Consider the following 17841-nt stretch of genomic DNA (forward strand, 5'->3'; position numbering starts at 1 on the left):
CACCACCGTATACTTTTGCAAGTACGTTAGTGATTGCTGCTGTTAGAGTTGTTTTACCGTGGTCAACGTGGCCGATTGTACCAACGTTTACGTGCGGTTTTACGCGTTCAAACTTTTCTTTTGCCATGACGGAACCTATCAGTTTTGTGTATCTAGATTACATATGAAAATAATCCACCGAGGGTAGATTAATTTAATTTTTTCAAATTTCAAATAGTTTTTTCTGACAGATAAAGGAAGAAATTAAGATGAGTTCTCGATACTGGTGCTGATAGGCAGATTTGAACTGCCGACCTCACCCTTACCAAGGGTGCGCTCTACCAACTGAGCTATATCAGCAACACCAGAAGTCTGGAGCGGGCAGCGGGAATCGAACCCGCATCATCAGCTTGGAAGGCTGAGGTAATAGCCATTATACGATGCCCGCATAGGAACCTGTTCTTAAACTACCTCTAACCGTCAAGAATAAAGTGGTGGAGGGAGCTGGATTCGAACCAGCGAAGGCTGAGCCGTCAGATTTACAGTCTGATCCCTTTGGCCGCTCGGGAACCCCTCCACGAAAATTCTTTACTAAGTCACTTCCGGTAAAAGGAAAGTGGTGCCGACTATCCGAGTTGAACGGATGACCTACTGATTACAAGTCAGTTGCTCTACCAACTGAGCTAAGTCGGCACTGCTTTAGTACGGGGCGAGATTCTAAGGTAAGGTTTATTGTGATGCAACAATAAAATCAAAAAAAATGTGATTTTATGTGTTAAACGCTCACTATTCAGGCAAATATAGGCTTTTTTACTGTTTTAGTGTTAATTCTAACCAGTAATTCAGTCCTTTAAAAACAAGCTGACTGTCAAACTCACTCTCAGCGAACTGCTCGGCCAACAACTTTCCATAGCCACCAGCGAATAATAAGCAGCTATTTTCATTATTAAGATGACGCTTAGCTTGCTCAATTGCCCCTACAGTCGCAACAAGCGCACCGTTTTTTAAACCATTAGGGGTGTTTCGGCCTAACTCTGCAGCAAATGGAGTTTGCCCATCATCGAACACTTTTTGCGTATTTTGCGTTAATGAGGTTGTCATTAAATCAAGCCCAGGCAAAATCCACCCGCCAAGGTGTTCTCCTTCGCTGTTTAATACATCAATCGTTGTTGCGGTGCCAGCATCGACCACAATACAGTGTTGCTTTGGCAGCTCCACATATGCAGCAATTAGTGCAAGCCAACGATCAATACCTAAATTGGTAAAGTGCTCGTAGGCACATTTTAAATTCTCAAGTTTAGCGCTTACTTTTGCCTCGTACACGGTAACTTTATGTTGCTCGGCTAACTTAATGAGAGGAGCAAGCAACTCGGTGCTGCCTACACAAGCAAACACCATGTCATTAATTTGCGGCCAAGGCAGCGCATTCAGTTCACATTGTTTGTAACAGCCCTGATTATATAAAACAGCTTTAATAGCAGTATTACCTACATCAACTAACAGTCTCATTTATCTGCCTTACGCAATGAAATCTCACCACCATAATAACTTTTTACCTCTCCGTCTTGGCGAATGCGGATACCACCTTGGCTATCAATCCCTTCACAAATTCCTCGCCAGCTACGATGCCCTGTATTTAGCTCGACACACTCTTTAGCAAATGCATTTAAGCTATTCCATTGTATGTACATCTCGTTTAGCCCTGACTGCTGGTACTGCGCTAATCGCTGTTCTAAACAAATACACAAATAAGCAGCGAGTTTATTCTTATCTAACTTTTGAACATGCTGACTCAGGTCGGTCCACGCTTGGTCAATGTGTTGGCTGACACTTTCGGGCATATGTAGGTTTATGCCAATACCGATCACTAATTGACAGGGCCCTTGTGGTTGCCCATCAAGTTCAACGAGAACACCCGCCAGTTTTTCTCTGTTTATATAAATATCGTTTGGCCACTTAAGCTCAACATCAATTTGATACAAAGCTTTTAAGGCATCATATACAGCTAGCCCTACTGCAATCGACACTCCCATCGCCGCCTGTAAGCCATCATCCAAGCGCCAGAAGTAACTAAAGTATAAATTAGCGCCAAATGGTGATTGCCATACTCGGCCGCGACGGCCTTTTCCTGCTTGTTGCATTTCCGCAACCAGTACAGTGCCAGATGTTAACGGAACATCACTTTGAAGACGGCGCATTAATTCACTGTTGGTTGAATCAATAATTGGCTGCACCTCAACGTTGGCTGTGTTACCACCTAGTTTGTTATACTGCTCAGTAATCGCTTGTTGATTTAGAAACCCTGCATTATTGTTCAGGCAATACCCTTTACCCGTTACTTTAAAGATATCTAGGCCCATTTCCTGCAAAGAATGAATATGTTTACCAACAGCAGCACGGCTAATACCTAATTGCTCTCCTAATTGCTGGCCAGAAACAAAACCACCTTGATTGAGCGCTTGCAAAATAGCTAATTTGTTACCATCTGGCGCTTTCATGATGAAGCTCCCAATTCAATGTGACACTCACGATCGGCATCAATCAGTCGCACCTCGTGTTGTAGCGCAATTTTGTAATTTTGCCAGACTTGTTGCTGAACATGTTTCACCATGGCAATTAAATCATCTCCAGTGCTATTGCCGTGATTCACGAGCACTAACGCTTGCTGCTGATGAACTTCAATTCCTGCAACTTGATAGCCTTTTAACCCAGCATGTTCAATCAACCACCCTGCGGCAACCTTATGATGTTCAGCATCAACATAGTAATGAGGTAGCTCAGGGTACTGTTTTAGAAGTACCGCAAGTTGTTCATTAGAGATCACTGGGTTTTTAAAAAAACTTCCCGCATTAGCAAGTTCACTTGGGTTTGGTAGTTTGCTGTTTCTAGTTGTGATGATTTGTTCAAACACCTGCTGTGGCGAAGGAGTTGTAAGCTGTTGCAATGGCCCATAACTAAGCACTGGTTGCCACTTTTTAGGGAGCAGTAACCCGACTTGAGTGATCACTGCTTTATTTTTAAGTGCATGTTTAAAGATAGAGTCACGATAGCCAAATTGGCATTCGTCTTTTGTTAAACAGTTTATCGTTTTGGTAGCAATATCAAAGTACTCAACATAACTAACAAACTTTTCGAGCTCCACACCATAAGCACCAATATTTTGCACTGGCGCAGCACCAACGGTACCGGGGATTAAAGCAAGGTTTTCAAGCCCAGGTATGTCATTGGCAATGGTCATAGCGACTAATTGATGCCAGTTTTCTCCGGCCGCTATATGCAATAAAAAGCCATCACTTTGCTGCTCTATATTTATGCCCTTCGTGTTCATGTGAACGACAGAACCTTGGTAGTCAGATAAAAACACCGTATTACTGCCTTCACCTAAAATACAAAAGGGAGACGAAAAGTCTGTGCTTAAAAGCTGATTCACTTCATCAATTTGATAAAAATGCTGGCATTGGCTTGGCAAAGAAAAGGTATGAAAAGATTGCAGGGACTGAGCCACAAAACGCCTCAAAGGTTACCGGTAACTAATCGCATTAGTGTAACCTATCGTCGCAAAATACGCATTAGATTGTAAAAATCACTCAACCCACTGCACTAATCATGTTATAAAACGGGCTCTTTTTCATTTGTGTTCCAGGGTTATTATGAAGTTTAAACCATTACTTTTAAGTCTTGCTATGGCCGGTGCTTGCTCTCAAGCAACTGCAGATGCAATCAGCCAGCACACTTACGCAAACTTAGATGACGTAACAACCACTCACCTACTACTAGATTTAGATGTTGATTTTGATGACAAACAACTAGAGGGTTTTGTTGAGCATACGCTAGATTGGCACAATGCGAACAGCAAAACACTTGTACTTGATACTCGCGATTTAGATATCGACAAAGTAATGTATCAAGATAAAAAAGGCAGCTGGCACAAAGCTGACTTCACCCTTGCCGCACGTGATGACGTGAAGGGCTCAAAATTAACAATTAAATTTAAAAGCCAAGCGGTTAAAGCACGTATCTACTACAACAGCCGCCCAGAAGCTTCAGGTTTACAGTGGTTAACACCAGAGCAAACAGCCAGTAAGTCACACCCATTTATGTACAGCCAATCACAAGCAATTCATGCTCGTAGTTGGATCCCTGTACAAGATACGCCTGCAATGCGCGTAACTTACTCAGCACGTATTCACACTCCTAAAGACATTCGTGCAGTTATGAGTGCTGACAATAAAGATGCGCTTTATAAAGACGGCGACTACTTATTTGATATGCCACAACCCATTTCGCCATACTTAATCGCAATTGGTGCGGGTAATTTAGAATTTAAAGCCATGTCTAAGCAAACCGGTATTTTTGCTGAGCCAACAATTTTAGATGCGTCGGTTGCGGAGTTTAACGACACACAAGCGATGATCGACAAAACTAACGCAATGTATGGCGAATACGCATGGGGTCGTTACGACTTATTAATGCTGCCACCAAGCTTCCCATTCGGTGGCATGGAAAACCCACGCTTGTCATTCATCACACCAACGGTTGTTGCCGGCGATAAAAGCTTAGTAAACCTAATTGCTCACGAGCTTGCTCACTCTTGGTCTGGTAACTTAGTTACCAATGCAACGTGGGAAGATTTATGGCTAAACGAAGGCTTCACGTCTTACGTTGAAAACCGCATCATGGAAGAAGTGTTTGGCCGTGACCGTGCAGTGATGGAACAAGCCCTTGATGCAGCAGGCTTACGTGCATTACTTAAAACGCTACCAGCACCAGATACGCGCCTTAACTTAAAACTAAATGGCCGCGATCCTGATGATGCATTTAGCTCAGTGCCTTACACTAAAGGTCAACTTTTCTTAATATATCTAGAAAACAAATATGGTCGCGACAAGTTTGACCCATTTGTAAAAGGTTACTTTGATCAATTTGCGTTTAAGTCTCTTACAACCGCTCAATTTGTTACTTACTTAAAAGCAAACCTGATCGACAAGTACCCAGGCGTGGTCAGCATGGATAAAGTTAATGAGTGGATTTTTGAGCCAGGTTTGCCAAGTGATGCACCAAATCCAACCTCTGATGCCTTCGATAAAGTTGATGCTGTAACCAAAACATGGTTAAACGGTGAGATTAGCGCAGCTCAATTACCAACAGCAGATTGGTCTGTTCATGAGTGGCTACACTTTTTAAATAATCTACCTCGCGATTTAAGCATTGAAAAAATGACTGAGCTTGATAAGCAATTCAACTTAACACAGTCAACTAATGCTGAGCGCGCTTTCGCATGGTTTATGCTAGCGGTAGGTAATGGTTATCAACCAATTTACCCTGCTCTTGATAAGCACCTCTCTGGCATCGGTCGCCGTAAATTAATTGTGCCACTATATAAAGCACTTATTAAGAACGGTAAAAAAGACTGGGCGCATGATGTGTACTTAAAAGCACGTCCGGGTTACCACCCTCTTGCACAAGGTACAGTTGACGACTTATTCGCAAAATAAGTCACTAAACTCAAAAAAGGCGCTGATTTCAGCGCCTTTTTTAATAATTAGATTTAGTTGCTTACCTTTTGTAAGAATGCCCGACGCTCTTCAGGGCTCGCTTGTTGCCACCAAAACTCTAGCATTGCCGCTGCATTTGGCATATTTTTTAATCCAGCCTGCCCACCTGGTACTTTTGCAGGTAAGGTAACTGGCACCGCTGTCGCAGGCTTACCACTTGAACTTGCAACAGGCGCTGTCGCAACAGCTTGCGCTGACGTTGGCTGTGCACGATAACTAACAATTGATAACGGCATCGCAAGCTCACTGCCTTTCGCTTTTAGACTCACTTGAGGTGACTCAGCAAACACCTGCGCTGCTACAGCATTACTGGCGCGATTAAATACAACATCATAGTCTTTGCCATTTTCAACCGTCACTTCAACCCAAAAAGGCTCTGACTCTACAACCTGATGGTCGTCATAACCTTGCTCATATAGATCTGTGTATTTCATTTTCAGCTGATAGGTACCTGGGGCAAGCTCAACATCATCAACACGGCTAAAAAATGATTGCTCAATAAGGCGATCTCCCACTTGTAACGGTACAAGCTCTTCTGGAAAGTGAATAGTCTCGGCTACACTGCTAACACTATTCAATAGCATTAACACACTACTCAGTAATACTAACTTACGCATGTTCACTCCTTGGTTGTTCAACTTGTGGCAGTTTCAGTTTGACACTGCAAATAAAGTTTGTCATTAGTGGGCGGTCATTTAACCACATTTATAAGAGAGCTAAGTATGAGCCAAGAGACTATTTTTACAAAGATTATTAATCGCGAGATCCCTGCCGATATCGTCTATGAAGACGAGTTATCACTGGCTTTTAAAGACATTAATCCACAAGCACCCTTTCATGTATTGATCATTCCCAAAACACCAATTGCGACTGTTAATGACGTTACAGAAGAAAATGCCCACTTGGTTGGTCACTTGTATGTCGTTGCTGCAAAACTAGCTAAGCAATTTGGTTTTAGTGAGGATGGCTTTCGTGTTGTGATGAATTGTAACGAACATGGCGGGCAAACGGTGTACCATATACACCTACACATGTTAGCGGGCAAACCAATGGGTTGGCCTCCTTACCAAGATAAGATGAAAGAAAGTGCCTAGCACTTTAATATGTAAATAACTGTAAAAAGTAGTACAAACATATTAATTTGGACTATACTATATATATATCAGTTAGTTAACACGTTGCATTAAGTTAACTAACTGTATTATTTGACACAAAATAGACACAAACTGCACTTTTCCTGCACAACTCTCAGAAATTTCTAATACGAAAGGGGTGGATTGCGTGGTAGGATGAAACTGTCAACTTTATTCAAGAGTGTATATATATGAGTAGTTCAGCCTTTTTATTATTAGATCCAGAACCGGTTAACACAATTGGTGTTAATGTATTAGAACCACTTTTAAAAACACAGGGGCTAGACGTCACATCTGGTACTGATATTTCTGAAGTACCTGAAGGCACACGCTTGTTATTCATTGAAACATCAAGCACTGATCCATGGGGTAAGCTTAAAGAGCAACTCGTTCATCTGCGCATGAAATGCGATATCGTATTATTCAATTTAGATGAAAACCCTGAATTAGCTAACCGTGCTCTATTAAGTGGTATCCGTGGTGTTTTTTACACAACAGACAATGCTGATGTGTTAATGAAAGGCATTCGTTTGTTGCTGGAAGATCAATTATGGTATCGCCGCGAAATCATGTGTAATGCATTAAATCGCATGCTGCAGTTTAATAAAGATGCCTTACATAAACTGACAGATGGCGACATCGAGCCGGTTAAACTTACTAAACGTGAAAAAGCAATTATTTCACTAATGAGTAAAGGTTCGAAAAATAAAGAGATTGCTGAAGACTTAAGCATTAGCCCACACACAGTAAAAACTCACTTGTACAGTGCATTCAGAAAAACCAAATGCCGTAACCGTATCGAGTTATTGTCATGGGCACAGCAAAATATTCCTGACGAGATCCGTTAAATCCAATACGCTTCGTCAAGTATTATTGCCAATTGCTACAATACACCCTACTAAGTTAAACAGACGCTACTAGCGTCTGTTTTTGTATCTTGTGGTTGATATACATGGCAATAGACCTTATTCTCAAGCTGACTGCAGACTGCCGGAAAAATAATGCTAGATTCAGCTACTTTATATTATGTAAGCGCCGCTATGATGGCGATAATGACGTTACTGAACTATTTAACCTGGCGAACAAATAATAATACCCCAGGTACACTTCTTTATATTTTCTACCCTCTTGTCATGTTTGCATCAGTAATGAGTTTTGCATTACATGGTCATATTAATAATGTAGCCAGTATATCGATTGCCAACTCACTACTTTTTTGTGCCTCGATCATTCATGTTCTTGCCGTTTGCCAATTTTTCAATGCTAAGTGTGTCGGTTTCAAAGCTTTTGTCGGTATAACTGCAGCATTTGCGCTACTTATGATCTACCTCTCTACTGACAATTCAGAGTTAAGAAGTCGCATTTTAGTTTCTGATTTACAGCATGTTATCGAAGCGCTGTTCTTATTGGCACTGTTCATTCGCAATGGCCGCAAAAACTACCCTAATGGCAGCATTGTCTATATTTTAATACTCAGCATTATTCTTGCTATTTTTACTGGCCGCACTTTATTAATGGGCGATATTGCTAAAGCAGACTTATTATCGGCAAACTGGTTTAGTATTACCCTATTCATTAACGGCGTTATCGCACCCATGTTTTATGCCACGGGTATGGCATTATTATGTAATGAACGCCGAGAACAGAATTTAAATCAACTCACTGAAAAAGCACAAAAAGACCTTGAAATTCGCGGCTTATTTTTGTCAACAATTAGCCATGAAATTCGCACCCCCCTAAATGGTATTTTAGGGAGTGCACAACTTATCATGAACCAATCAAGTGATCCTCGCGATAAACCTTACTGTGAAGCGATTATCAACTCTGCAGAATCTCTCAATTTACTGGTTGATAAAGTCCTTGATTATGCAAGTCTAGATCAGCGTGATGAAGCGCTTTATGAAGAAGATGTTGAGTTTAAAACTTGGTTAAACAATTTATGCTTACTGCTAAGCCCACTTGCAGAACAAAAACATTTAAAGTTTGAGCTTATTTACGATTTACCTGCTCAAGCATGTTACTACTGCGACCAGCAAAAACTAAGACAAGTTATTATTAACTTAGTGGGTAATGCGATTAAATTTACAGACCACGGCGCAGTAAAAATACATGTAACGTTACTTAAAGAAAGACAATTAGATCATCTTGTTCGCATCAGTGTTATCGACTCAGGTCCGGGTATCGAAGACGAAGAAATTATCTTTCTCACAGAACCCTATGTACAAAGCAGTGCAGGTAAAGAAAAAGGCGGCACGGGACTTGGTTTGGCAATAACAAGCCGATTACTCGAGAAGCTTGGAAGTAAACTTAATATTACCAGTGAGCTAAATAAAGGCAGTACTTTTAGTTTCGATATTTCACTTGCGATTGGTGAGCTAAGTCTTGTTGAACAGCGCCACCAATCAAAAGACTATGTAACTGGGCTTGACGTTTTATTGGTCGAAGATCTCGATCTAAACCAAAAAATTGCTATCGAATTTATGGCCGATGACGAGCACAAAATTAAGCTCGCAAAAGATGGTAAAAGCGCTATAGAGTTAATGCAAAAGCACCACTTTGACGTAGTGTTACTTGATATGAATTTACCTGATCTCAGTGGGCAGGATGTATTAAAAAAACTCAAAACTGTTGACCACTTAAATCAACGAACACCGGTGCTTGCCTTTACAGCAAGCCTTAGCCCCGATGAAATAAAAGAATACTTGGCGCTGGGAATTAAAGATATTGTCGGAAAACCAATAAAGCAACAAAAGCTACGCCAAGCACTTAGCGATTCGCAAACGAACCAGGCTGCGAGCATAGCTGTCGAGCTGCGCGACACTTTGTACGATGAAACGGCTGCAGCGACACTTGTAAGCTCATTTAATGAAGATGAAGTATCATCAATCTACAACGAATTTGTTTTATCAGCTCGTAACAAGTTGATTCGCTGTCAACAACTTGTAGAAGATGATAAAGAACAGTGCATCAAGCTTCTCCACCGCCAAGCCAGTACCGCTTTGCAATTAGGCTTTAACCGTTACGGCTTAGAGCTTAAAAAAATAGAGCGTAAGTTACTCGACAACAAACCTCTTAAAGACTCGCTTACAGATACACTTGTGCTGTGGCAAGACAGCCTTCAAGCCTACTTAAAACATGTAAGAAGTGAATTAACTTAAGGAAAGCGGAAACGTTAAAACCTAACCAATAAAAGTTTAAGCCGGCTGTTCTCAATAAAGAAACAACCGGCTCAATTTAGTTAAAACTTATAGCTAGTCCCTACCATACCTATCATCAAACCGCTCGATGTCGCTTTCATCAAGTATTGCACCGGTTTGTACTTCAATAACGATCAGAGGTGTGGCTTGTTGATTAGCGAGGCTATGTAATTGTTTAGCCGCAATATAACAAGATTGATCGGCTGTTAGCTCAAACTCGTCATCACCTACTCGCACACTTGCCACTCCAGATACGACAACCCAATGCTCTGCACGGTGCTGATGGCGTTGAGTTGAGAGTTTTGCACCGCTGTTGACGATTATTTTCTTTACCTTAAAGCCAGTACTTTCAATTAAAGTTCGATAGTTGCCCCAAGGTCTGAATACCGCTTGATGGTGAGTCAATTTGTCATTATCAATAACAGCAAGCTGCTTAAGTAAATCAGGAAGCTTATCGAGCGCACTTTTATCTGCCACTAAAGTGGCATCATGAGTATGAATAATTGCTTGATTACTCACGCCGAGCGCCGCAATAGTGTGGTCGGCTTCGCTGATGAGTAGATTATTTTCGCTATCTAAACTCACGCCTTGCGAGGCTAAATAGTTACCATGACAGTCTTTTTCAGCGATTTTAGAGAGTGCTGAAAAGCTGCCAACATCACTCCAATTTAAATCAACAGGAATAACAGCAACGTTAGCGCTACGCTCCAAAATAGCATAATCAATGGAATCACTTGGGCATGCTGTAAGCGCATTCGCTACAGGCCGTTGAAAACCTAAATCTGCAGTAAAGCTTGCCGCCTTTGCGACACTGTCAGCAATCTTTGGCGCAAAACGATTAAGTTCGCTTAAATACACATCCGGCAAAAATAAGAACATGCCGCTATTCCAGCCATATTCACCACTGGCAAGGTATTTCTCGGCTAATTGCCGGGCTGGTTTTTCTTTAAATTCAGCCACCTTAAAGCAGCCTTCATGGGCTAACTGCTCACCTTGGCGAATATAACCATAACCAGTATGTGGCTCAGTGGGTGTAATGGCAAAGGTCACTAACTGTTGTTGCTGGCAAAGCGCTATAGCATTATCTAAGCATGCAATAAGCTTATCAAAATCACTTATGTGGTGATCAGCAGGCATGACTAGTAAGGGATCTTTTAGGCCATTTTGCAATGCAAATTCAGCTGCTAAGGCAATCGCTGGCGCGGTATTTTTACCTTCAGGCTCCAGCAGTAGAGTATAGCTATCTGTGATTTCTGCAATTTGCGCTTTAGCAATAAAACGGTGCTCTTCATTGCATACTAAAATCGGCGCATTAAATCGTGAGTCAGCCACACGTAAAAGCGCGCTCTGTAACAGTGACTTGTCGCTAAGCAAAGGTAAAAACTGCTTAGGCATCGCTTTACGTGACAAAGGCCATAAACGAGAACCTATGCCACCAGCAAGAATAACGGGGGTGATTTTGCGACTCATGATTGCTTAAAGTAAATTATCCAACCATGAGTTTAACAAATTTTTGAGTAGGCTTCTTCGAGCAATTACAGTAACTGAAATTGATCAGCGTCTAAATGAGCAGGAAAAGCCTTTCTAAAGTCATCTAAAGGTGATTTTTCTAAGCGCTGAATAATGATACCCGATTGGTTATCTTCAAGCGCTGCCAAGGTATCACCTTTAAAATCATATACAGCAGTGCCTCCGCTGTGGGCAACATCATTACCATCAGCGCCAATGCGATTGACGCCTACGACATAACAGAGGTTTTCCATTGCGCGTGCTTTTAACAGGGTATCCCACACATGGCGACGAGCAGCGGGCCAATTAGCTACGTTTATCATCACATCGTAGTCGTTGCAATTACGCTGAAATACAGGAAAGCGAAGGTCGTAACACACTTGCGGTAAAATGCGAAAATCATTAATAGTGAATATCTCGCGCTGTGTACCCGCTGCAACAAAATTGCCTTCGTTACCTAAACAGAATAAATGGCGTTTGTCGTAATACTTTACTTCGCCGTTTGGCCAAGCCCAATAAAAGCGATTGGCCTTTTTATCACCTTTTGCGACTAAAACAGAGCCTGCAACCACAGCATTTTTTTGCTTAGCTGTGGCTTTTAACCAGCTAAGTACCTCACCTTGCTCAGGCTCACTGCAATCTAGATTAATCGCAAAACCAGTAGCAAATGTTTCTGGCAAGACAATTAAATCAACTTGCTCTTTTAAGCCATTAAGCTGCTCAGTAAAGTGTGCAAGATTCGCGCTTTTATCAAGCCAATGCAGTGATGACTGCACTAAAGCTAAGGTTAAAGTTGACATAAAATCTCCGCGGCACGTTTTAATGTGTCATCATTTTTAGCAAAACATAAACGAATCACTTTGTCGCTGCTTGCGCTGTTATAAAACACACTGAGTGGTACAGCTGCAACACCCGCTTGCTCAACCAGCCATTGGCAAAACTCAACATCATCAAGATCAGACACATCACTATAATCGAGTAGCAAAAAGTAGGTGCCTTCACTTGGTAATATTTTAAAACGGCTTTGCGCTAGTGCTTCGCTGAGCAAGTCGCGTTTTTGTTGATAAAAACCACTAAGTTCATCAACATGTTCTGGCTCTAACTCGAGCATATCGGCTAGTGCATGCTGGGCAGGCGTAAAGCTAGAAAAAGTCACATATTGGTGAATTTTACGAAACTCCCCCATTAATTGGGCAGGTGCAACACAATAACCCATCTTCCAGCCGGTGCTATGAAAAGTTTTGCCAAAGCTTGAGATCACAAAACTGCGTGCAAATAACTCAGGGTCGGTCAGCGCACTTAAATGCAAAGCGCCATCAAAGGTAATGTGCTCATACACTTCATCGCTAATTACATATAAATCATGCTTAGTAACAAGCGCTTTAAGGGCATTAATATCTTCTGTTTTAAAGATTTTACCGCTTGGGTTATGTGGCGTGTTGATGATGATGACACGTGTTTTGTCTGTTATAACATCAGCTACAGCTTGCCAATCGATTTTGTAGTCTGGCGCATGCAAAGCAACATGAACTGAGCGACCGCCAGCAAGCTCAATTGCCGGTTGATACGAGTCATACGCGGGGTCAAATACCACAACTTCATCACCCTTTTTAACAAGTGCTTGAATCGCCACGAACAATGCCTCTGTTGCTCCTGAAGTGACAGTAACTTGTTGCTCATAATTTATGTTGTTATGGTATTTTCTAGCAATCAGTGCGGCTATTTGCTGCTGCAGCCTTGCAACACCACTTGAAGGTGCATATTGATTTACCCCCTCAAGTACATAATGATTAAGCTGTTTTTTTAGCAATTCAGGTGCATCAAACTCAGGAAAACCCTGAGATAAGTTAAGCGCTTGGTACTTATTTGCCAGAGCGGTCATTTGACTAAAAATGCTGGTGCCTAAATTCGGCAATTTACTTTCAAACACAGAGGTTCCTTAAAGATGGTTTTGCGCCCGAAGCGATGCTATCATTGCTTAAAACAGATGTATAGCCGTCTAAATAACTTTTAGAATGTCGAGGAATATATGCATAACAATACCGCTATTTCAGAACTAATTGAAGCCGGTAAATGGGTAAGTCAACGCGGTTGGGTCCCTGCTACTGGTGGTAACTTTTCAGCCCGCACAGCAAGTGGCTATGTTGTCACAGCAAGTGGCTTCGATAAAGGCCAACTCGGCACTCATGCGTTTATTGAATTTGATCATGAAGGTAATCGCACTAAAGGCTCAGGTAATCCTTCAGCTGAAACTGAGCTGCATCTAAATATGTATAAGCTGATCCCATCAGCAAACTATGTCTTACACACTCATTCGGTAGCGGCAACCGTGTTATCGCGTGTTATTAAAGGCCATACTATCAACTTACACGGCTACGAAATGCAAAAGTCTTTAAGTGGTGTTAAATCGCATTTAGATACGCTAAGTATTCCTATTTTTGATAACGACCAAGACATCGACCGTTTAAGTTTACTTGTCAGTGATCATCACCTTCACACCCCTATTGAGCATGCCGTATTAATTCGCGGCCACGGTTTATACGTGGTTGGTCGCGATATCAAAGAAGTAATGCGTCATTTAGAAGGCTTAGAGTTTTTGTTTAGCTGTGAACTTGAGCGCTTAAAACTAGAAGGCATTCAAGCTGGAGTTCAGCCATGATCAAAGCGATTTTAACCGATATTGAAGGCACAATTACCCGCATTTCTTTTGTCAAAGACGTCTTATTCCCTTACGCTGCAGGGCAATTACCCGAGTTTGTAAAGTCACATCAAACAGACCCAGAAGTTGCAGCCCAAATTGATGCTGTTAAAGCACATATTGAACAACCAGAAGCCGATATTGACACGGTTATTAAGCATTTAATTCATTGGATAGAAACGGACCAAAAAATTACTCCACTTAAGCAATTGCAAGGATTAATTTGGCAAACTGGCTACGAAAATGGTGATTTTACTGGCCACCTTTACCCTGATGCTTATGACTTTTTACAAGCCCAAAAACAAGCGGGCAAAAGTCTCTATGTGTACTCATCTGGCTCAGTAAAAGCCCAACACCTGATTTTTGAGTTTTCTGATTATGGTGATGTGAGACCTTTATTCAGTGGTTACTTCGATACTAAAGTAGGCGCAAAACAACAGCAAAGCTCTTATGAGAATATTATTGCTGAACTGCCTTTTGACGCTGAAGAGGTGCTATTTTTAAGCGATGTTGAAGCAGAGCTTGATGCTGCAAAAGCGGCAGGTCTGCGAACGCTTCACCTTATTCGAGATGGCCAAGAAGCAAGTGATATCCACCCATATATTAACGATTTCACAGCATTCAGCGCGGAGCTTTTAGTATGAGTCAATTAACTATTTTTAATGATACAAACGCAGATAACATACTGTTTCATAGTGAAGATTTAAGCGCTATTGCTAGAGAGCTTAATGCGGTTGGCGTTCGCTTTGAGCAATGGCAAGCAACGGCACAGATTGATCAAGACACCAGTCATGACGCTATTTTAACTGCCTATGCTAACGATATAGAACGCCTTAAGGCTGAAGGTGGCTATCAAACAGTGGATGTTATTTCGCTTGCAAAAGGTAACCCAAATGCCAGCGAATTACGCAGCAAGTTCTTATTTGAACATACTCATAGTGAAGATGAAGTGCGCTTTTTTGTGAAAGGCCAAGGGTTATTTTGCCTACACTTGGGCGATAAAGTGTATCAAGTTCTTTGCCAACAAGGCGACCTGATTTCAGTACCTGAGCTTACACCACATTGGTTTGATATGGGCAGTGATCCTGAATTCACAGCAATTCGCTTATTCAATAATACCGAAGGCTGGGTCGCGCAAAGTACTGAGTCTGATATTGCTAACAACTTTCCCCTTTTGGATTAATATGGAAAAGCTATTTTCGTACGGTACCTTGCAGTACCCACAAGTTCAGTTAGATACCTTCGGGCGCTTGCTCGAAGGTCAACCAGCCACGCTGACAGGGTATGTAGTTGGCGAAGTAGAGATCACCGACGAGGCCGTACTTAAAAGCAGTGGGCAACGTTTTCATCCTGCATTATTAAAAACAGGTAATGAAAGCGATTCTGTGAGCGGCACAATCTACTTAATTACAGAGCAAGAGCTTGCACAAGCAGATAAATACGAAGTGGACGACTATCAACGCATTGCAGAAAAATTCCTCTGCCATACTAATGCATGGGTATATGTTGCAAAAAATAGTCTTTAATTTACAAAAATAAAACAAAAAAACCCAATTACAGTACAACTTCTGTTATTATCGACCCCATTAATAAGTACTAATTATTTGCTAAAGGACTAAAAATGGGGTCGGCACTTTCACCCTTACGCGATAATGTTATTTTTGTTGGCGAATGGCAACTTAATATAAAACAGCAAACTATCAGTGACGGTGTTCACACCCGCGAATTAGAACCTTTGCTTTTTAAATTACTCTGCTTTTTTATTGAAAATAACGAGCGAATAATTACTCGCCAAGAACTGGTTGAAAATATTTGGCAACAAAGTTTTGTTGATGACAATGCTATAAACCGAGCTATCTCTGAACTAAGAAAAGTACTCAAATCAGAGAACCAGCCAGGTCAAACCATTAAAACCCATTATCGTAAAGGCTACAGCTTATTCATTGCAGTGCGACCTCTTGAGCAGGCACCTATTGCTGAACCAGTAGTAGTGGCAAATGAAGAAACAAAACCTCACCTAAACACTAACACCATCAGCGAGAAAAACACTCACTCATCGCGCTGGCCATGGCCTTTTGTTGCCTTAGTATTAAGTTTATTGATTGCTGCTACCTGGTTGTATATACAACAGCCCCAAGCCAATGTCGAAGCCCAAGAGCAAGCACCATTTTTAGATCTTCAAGCCGAAACCATTACTTGGCATAAAGGCACGCACTATCGGTTATTGCTAAGCCAAGACAAAACGAAACTGGCTTACATACTGCAAAATGATAAGAAACACCTTTATGTTGTCGATTTAACAACTAAACGAGAGTACCAGATTGCATCAGGGGAGCTATTTTTACAAGGTTGGTCTGAAGACGGTGAACGCTTATTTTATGGTTCATGTGAAGGGGATGATTACAACGATTGTATTACTTGGCAAGCGAGTAACCTGCTATCTAACGAAGCACTAATAAAGCCTCGAACAAATCAATCTGTACTAAACCGCACCCCAAGCCAATACATGGAAGTCGGCAATGTGGCAATTACAAGGCGTAATAATTACCGTGGTTTAACTCACCTATATGCTTTGTATGCACAAGATTTAAAAACAGGTGAAGAGATTCGCATTACCTCACCTAATATTACAGGCACGGGTGACTTTATATTAACGACGATTCAAAACCCTAGCCGCATTATTTTTGAACGCCATAATGTTGCCCAAGCAGAAATTTACATGGCTAATTTAGACGGCAGCTCACTAAAGCTATTAACAACTAACAATTACCGCTCTTGGGCTGCGACTTACGATGAGCAAAGCAACTCGCTTGTTTGGTATAACCGCGGTAAATTGACGATTGAATCATTTTCGTTTGATTCCATGAGCCGTGGGCAACCTATTAAAGCCCCTGTAAAACGAGCCAATTACGCTTACCCTCTTAATAAACATAGCGTGCTAATTAGCACAGATATACACGACAGTGATGCAGCTTTATTTGACTTAAAATCAAAACAAATGAGCTATATTGCGACTGCAAATAAGCATGAGGATGACTTAGTTGCATTAACTAATAATGATGTGTATTTCGCTGACTTTGAATACTACAAACGCCAACACTGGCTTCGAAAAGATAACCAATATATCGATATAACCGATAAGCTTGGTGAAGATACTGCGATTATTGCTGCAAATAGTAGCAGTAGTAAGCTTGTTAGCTTTAATAAAACCAATCAGCAATTAACGCTACTAAATGCGAATGACTTTTCAGAAATTAAGCATTGGACACTACCAGGGAACACTAAACTGGCGGCTGTCAGAGGTAATAAGATTGCCGTTATTTATACCGAGCTTAGTAGCCTGCAAAACCAAATAATGATTTTGCATACTAACAGCGATGAAGTTGTCAAAAGTACCATCGACACCCCTTTGGCAATTGCTTGGTATGACGAAACTCAGCTAATAGTGCATTCTAAATATGAAAAATACCTGCTTTTAGATAGTGACAGCAATACTTACAGTGAACTAACAACGCCAGATAAGTTAACCGAGCTGAAGCCTTCAATTATCTCAATGACAAGCAACCAACACAGCTTGTATATTGCCACGGAAACTGAAGTGTATAGCATTAAATTAGCAAACCTGCAGGATGTCGAATTAGCTCTGCAAATGCAGCCTTTGCACTTTATTAGCCAGCTCAATGCAAGTAATGACAAGCTCGCAATTTCATTCTTAACAGCAAACAGTCAAAACAGCATTGAGCTTTACACAGAAAAAAGCGCTGAATAAA

17 protein-coding genes and 4 tRNA genes are annotated in these 17841 nt (G+C 41.3%); 9 read left to right on the top strand and 12 right to left on the bottom strand.

The window, feature by feature from the left end; genetic code table 11:
• From L1264_RS13285 to murB, 8 genes are all read right to left on the bottom strand, one after another.
• On the bottom strand, positions 1-127 hold a 127-nt coding region (locus L1264_RS13285), incomplete at its 3' end, for a GTP-binding protein (protein WP_033023824.1).
• A 136-nt stretch (positions 128-263) separates the two neighbouring features.
• Positions 264-339, bottom strand: a tRNA-Thr gene (locus L1264_RS13290).
• 13 nt (positions 340-352) lie between these two features.
• A tRNA-Gly gene (locus L1264_RS13295) sits at positions 353-427 on the bottom strand.
• A gap of 44 nt (positions 428-471) precedes the next feature.
• Positions 472-556, bottom strand: a tRNA-Tyr gene (locus L1264_RS13300).
• 40 nt (positions 557-596) lie between these two features.
• Positions 597-672 (bottom strand) — tRNA-Thr (locus L1264_RS13305).
• A 117-nt stretch (positions 673-789) separates the two neighbouring features.
• Positions 790-1488, bottom strand: a complete 699-nt coding sequence (locus L1264_RS13310) for a type III pantothenate kinase (protein WP_199527228.1) — start codon at positions 1486-1488, stop codon at positions 790-792.
• Positions 1485-2477 (bottom strand): bifunctional biotin--[acetyl-CoA-carboxylase] ligase/biotin operon repressor BirA, encoded by a 993-nt coding sequence (gene birA, locus L1264_RS13315; RefSeq protein ID WP_135922947.1) that lies wholly within the window; start codon positions 2475-2477, stop codon positions 1485-1487. The genes L1264_RS13310 and birA overlap by 4 nt, the downstream gene beginning before the upstream one ends.
• Positions 2474-3484, bottom strand: coding sequence for a UDP-N-acetylmuramate dehydrogenase (murB, locus tag L1264_RS13320; protein WP_199527227.1), 1011 nt, complete (start codon positions 3482-3484; stop codon positions 2474-2476). The genes birA and murB overlap by 4 nt, the downstream gene beginning before the upstream one ends.
• 145 nt (positions 3485-3629) lie before the next feature.
• Between murB and L1264_RS13325 the strand changes: the two genes are divergently transcribed.
• Complete coding sequence (locus L1264_RS13325) at positions 3630-5474, top strand: M1 family metallopeptidase (protein WP_135922949.1); 1845 nt, start codon at positions 3630-3632, stop codon at positions 5472-5474.
• Between the two features lie 53 nt (positions 5475-5527).
• Here L1264_RS13325 and L1264_RS13330 read toward each other — a convergent pair whose 3' ends face one another.
• Positions 5528-6151 (bottom strand): DUF2057 domain-containing protein, encoded by a 624-nt coding sequence (locus L1264_RS13330; RefSeq protein WP_199527226.1) that lies wholly within the window; start codon positions 6149-6151, stop codon positions 5528-5530.
• Between the two features lie 105 nt (positions 6152-6256).
• On the opposite strand from L1264_RS13330, the gene L1264_RS13335 reads away from it, so the two are divergent.
• The 3 genes from L1264_RS13335 to L1264_RS13345 all read left to right on the top strand — a co-directional run bounded on the left by L1264_RS13335 (position 6257) and on the right by L1264_RS13345 (position 9825).
• The gene (locus tag L1264_RS13335) at positions 6257-6628 is read left to right on the top strand and encodes a histidine triad nucleotide-binding protein (protein WP_199527225.1); all 372 of its coding nucleotides are present in this window, start codon (positions 6257-6259) and stop codon (positions 6626-6628) included.
• A 230-nt stretch (positions 6629-6858) separates the two neighbouring features.
• A complete protein-coding gene (locus L1264_RS13340; RefSeq protein ID WP_135922952.1) occupies positions 6859-7515 on the top strand; it encodes a helix-turn-helix transcriptional regulator in 657 nt (218 codons plus the stop codon).
• 153 nt (positions 7516-7668) lie between these two features.
• Positions 7669-9825, top strand: coding sequence for an ATP-binding protein (locus L1264_RS13345; RefSeq protein ID WP_235404108.1), 2157 nt, complete (start codon positions 7669-7671; stop codon positions 9823-9825).
• A 93-nt stretch (positions 9826-9918) separates the two neighbouring features.
• Here L1264_RS13345 and L1264_RS13350 read toward each other — a convergent pair whose 3' ends face one another.
• From L1264_RS13350 to L1264_RS13360, 3 genes are all read right to left on the bottom strand, one after another.
• Complete coding sequence (locus tag L1264_RS13350) at positions 9919-11334, bottom strand: mannose-1-phosphate guanylyltransferase/mannose-6-phosphate isomerase (protein ID WP_235404110.1); 1416 nt, start codon at positions 11332-11334, stop codon at positions 9919-9921.
• Between the two features lie 65 nt (positions 11335-11399).
• Positions 11400-12173, bottom strand: a complete 774-nt coding sequence (locus tag L1264_RS13355; RefSeq protein WP_235404111.1) for an amidohydrolase — start codon at positions 12171-12173, stop codon at positions 11400-11402.
• A complete protein-coding gene (locus L1264_RS13360; protein ID WP_328256158.1) occupies positions 12161-13303 on the bottom strand; it encodes a methionine aminotransferase in 1143 nt (380 codons plus the stop codon). The genes L1264_RS13355 and L1264_RS13360 overlap by 13 nt, the downstream gene beginning before the upstream one ends.
• A gap of 99 nt (positions 13304-13402) precedes the next feature.
• Between L1264_RS13360 and L1264_RS13365 the strand changes: the two genes are divergently transcribed.
• The 5 genes from L1264_RS13365 to L1264_RS13385 all read left to right on the top strand — a co-directional run bounded on the left by L1264_RS13365 (position 13403) and on the right by L1264_RS13385 (position 17840).
• Positions 13403-14032: a methylthioribulose 1-phosphate dehydratase gene (locus tag L1264_RS13365; RefSeq protein WP_199527220.1), complete on the top strand. Its 630-nt coding sequence runs from the start codon at positions 13403-13405 to the stop codon at positions 14030-14032.
• On the top strand, positions 14029-14715 hold the full coding sequence (mtnC, locus tag L1264_RS13370) for an acireductone synthase (RefSeq protein WP_199527219.1): 687 nt from the start codon (positions 14029-14031) through the stop codon (positions 14713-14715). Before L1264_RS13365 ends, mtnC begins: the two co-directional genes overlap by 4 nt.
• Positions 14712-15254 (top strand): 1,2-dihydroxy-3-keto-5-methylthiopentene dioxygenase, encoded by a 543-nt coding sequence (locus L1264_RS13375; protein ID WP_135922959.1) that lies wholly within the window; start codon positions 14712-14714, stop codon positions 15252-15254. The genes mtnC and L1264_RS13375 overlap by 4 nt, the downstream gene beginning before the upstream one ends.
• 1 nt (position 15255) lies before the next feature.
• Complete coding sequence (locus tag L1264_RS13380) at positions 15256-15597, top strand: gamma-glutamylcyclotransferase family protein (RefSeq protein WP_135922960.1); 342 nt, start codon at positions 15256-15258, stop codon at positions 15595-15597.
• Between the two features lie 95 nt (positions 15598-15692).
• Positions 15693-17840: a winged helix-turn-helix domain-containing protein gene (locus L1264_RS13385; RefSeq protein WP_199527218.1), complete on the top strand. Its 2148-nt coding sequence runs from the start codon at positions 15693-15695 to the stop codon at positions 17838-17840.
• Position 17841 lies beyond the last annotated feature (1 nt).

This window comes from Pseudoalteromonas sp. APAL1 (assembly GCF_021532475.1).
Lineage (GTDB): Bacteria > Pseudomonadota > Gammaproteobacteria > Enterobacterales > Alteromonadaceae > Pseudoalteromonas > Pseudoalteromonas lipolytica_C.